Origin of the sequence: Kluyvera sp. Awk 3, from assembly GCF_028069715.1 — a bacterium.
Classification (GTDB): Bacteria; Pseudomonadota; Gammaproteobacteria; order Enterobacterales; family Enterobacteriaceae; genus Kluyvera; species Kluyvera georgiana_A.
In genome coordinates this window covers 1-2,591 of the sequence record NZ_JANEWH010000249.1, presented here as the reverse complement: position 1 = coordinate 2,591, position 2,591 = coordinate 1, and the positions used below count along the sequence as shown (strand labels likewise).

Sequence of the window (2,591 nt, the reverse complement as noted above, 5' to 3'; positions counted from 1 at the left end):
TTATTAGCATCTGCATTTAATGTAATGGCTATAGGTCATTGTGACAAAGTAATTGTCGAAGATTCAATTCTTAACACTGGTGAAATTACCTCTCAGGGTGTTTCTAAGTATCCATTAGAATTTCTTGAAAATGGAAATTTAANGATGATTAAAATGCATGGAGTGAATTTTGATTTTCAAACTAGCCCTGTACGTAATGACAAGTGGAAGGAAGGGGATAAGATGCAAATGAGAACAGGATTGATTGAAACAAGTGAAGCCAGTAATCAATTAATCTACATCAAAGATGGTGAGACATATTCTGGAATTCAGATGGTCATAAAAGTCAGTGGTAAACAGCGTTCATTGATGGGCGTTGATTGTGTAGTGGACAGTGAATAAAATGAAAAAGATCTTTGCGATACTATGCCTATTTGCCTTGATTGGGTGTGATGATAAGCCAGAAGTAAAACCTGATGCAGAATGTTATTTCTCATCGAATAAAACAACTGCGACGCATTTCACTGATGGTAATGCTACTGATTTTGAGCTAGATTTTGATGGGAATAAAATGTCTGGATGGGGATGGGTTCAGAGGGTAACTAATTCTGTCTCAGATGCTACATGCCATGAGATTAAAAAGTGACGGGATGATTTTTTGAGAAATGTATTTGTACTCGATTCACCACCTGTAGTCCGAGATGAACCCAATGATGAATAAAATAATTTGATGTTACTTCATACCCTTGCTGTAATTGCTCATATTGATGATGAGAAAATGTCAACGTTTCTTTATCGGAGTCCAAAATCATCCTTTTTACTCTCCCGTTTGAAGTAGCAAGCCATCTACTTGCAATGATGAGTTTAACTTACAGTGAATGTGGACAGGTTAGATGAAGAGAAAGCCAGCCCTGAGGCTGGCTTTAGTTGTTATGCTGTTATCACCCATCTCCAGCTTTCACGACATAGCACAGTTATGTTGTTAACAGGGTTAGCTCTCTTGCTATCAACCAGATCGAAAATGAAGTGGCCAACTAAAACTGCCTACCATAAACAACACGCCCCGTCATTTCGTTTCGGGCTATTTGTACTGTACGGTGAGGATCGCTGCATTTTTATCCGTATTTAGCCAGTGCAGCGTGGCGGTGCTCTTGTCATTGACAAACTGCTGCCCCTGTAGCAGGGATTTCATTGATACTGTCTGAACATGATTCTTACCGTCCTGATAACAGTTCACGCTCATTTTGGTCGGCGAAGGTTGGTAATCACAGGGCGGCTCGACGATCTGCCCACGAAAGTGGATCACACCACTGTTTGCGGCCAGCGCGCTGAAACAGAAAAAGGCAAGCGAGGAGATGATAGCAGTGAAAAATCGCGGGAATGTTTGCATGGTAACTCTCCGATAATTTGAGATCTTCCATGAAGACGTTGCGTCCAGGATCTGCAATTCGAAGCGAGCACTCTAAATGTAAACATTTTTCTCACATTATGCTTACATTAAGACTTTTGCAACTCCGTTTTACATAGAAAATTTATATAGTTAGCTTCATTATCGGCAGTGTCAGTGCATTCTTTATAACGACTCTCAAACATAAAAAGGCCGCAGCACACCGGCTACGGCCTTCTGGAGATGAAACGTATATCGGTATCTCCCGACTAACATTTGACCTGATTAGCGGAAGTTACAGCCAATCGCCCCAGGCTGGTTGCACTTAGACGATCGAGAACTGTTGTTATCCGAGTTGTTATTACCCGCTTGTCCGCCGCGAACGGTTGTCGCGGTTATGCCTGAACCACCGCCGTTGCTACGACCACTGACGTTGTTGCTACCGCCACCGATGTTGTTGCCGCCACCGATGTTGTTNCCGCCACCGCCNTNGTTACCGCCACCTCCGTGGTTGTCGCCACCGCCNTNGTTACCGCCACCGCCGTNGTTNNCGCCACCGCCGTGATTGTCGCCACCGCCGTGGTTGCCGCCACCGCCGTGGTTGCCGCCACCGCCATGGTTACCGCCACCGCCATGATTTCCATGACCGCCAAACGGGTTATGGCCCTGGCCGCCTCCGTTACCATCACCCCAGCCGCCGCCGTGACCGCCACCATTACCGCCATGGTTGCCATGACCACCAAACGGGTTATGGCCCTGACCACCTCCATGACCATCACCCCAGCCGCCACCGTGACCGCCACCCTGGCCACCNCCGTNGCCGCCACCCTGACCGCCGCCGTTATCACCGCCGCCGCCATTACCGTTGGCATTGCCGTTGCCGTTATTGCCGCTTCCGTTGCCGCCGCCTCCATTGCCGTTACCATTCCCGTTGTTACCATTGCCATTGCCTTGGTTATTTGCGTTTTGGCCGCTATTGCCATTTCCACCGCTATTGTCATTACCACCTGCAGCTACGGCATATATAGTCGTTGCAGGGTATAAAACGGTGAGCGCCACAATGATGGCGAGTTGCTTCATTTTCATGATTAACCCTTTCACGCGTTATAAAGTGCTGTGTGCTATTGCCGTAAAAATCGATTATTTTGTAATAAAAACAAAATAGAGCTGGTGATAATCACGACACCCGTTAATTAAATTACATAACGTTCTGGCGGTATGAGTG

General features: G+C 46.4%; 2 protein-coding genes. One reads left to right on the top strand and one right to left on the bottom strand.

The window, feature by feature from the left end; genetic code table 11:
• Positions 1 to 382: 382 nt before the first annotated feature.
• A complete protein-coding gene (locus NNN71_RS24310) occupies positions 383 to 625 on the top strand; it encodes a hypothetical protein (protein WP_167576209.1) in 243 nt (80 codons plus the stop codon).
• Positions 626 to 1,060: 435 nt separating this feature from the next.
• On the opposite strand, the gene NNN71_RS24305 is transcribed toward NNN71_RS24310, so the two are convergent.
• On the bottom strand, positions 1,061 to 1,369 hold the full coding sequence (locus NNN71_RS24305; RefSeq protein WP_163448135.1) for a type 1 fimbrial protein: 309 nt from the start codon (positions 1,367 to 1,369) through the stop codon (positions 1,061 to 1,063).
• Positions 1,370 to 2,591: the final 1,222 nt, after the last annotated feature.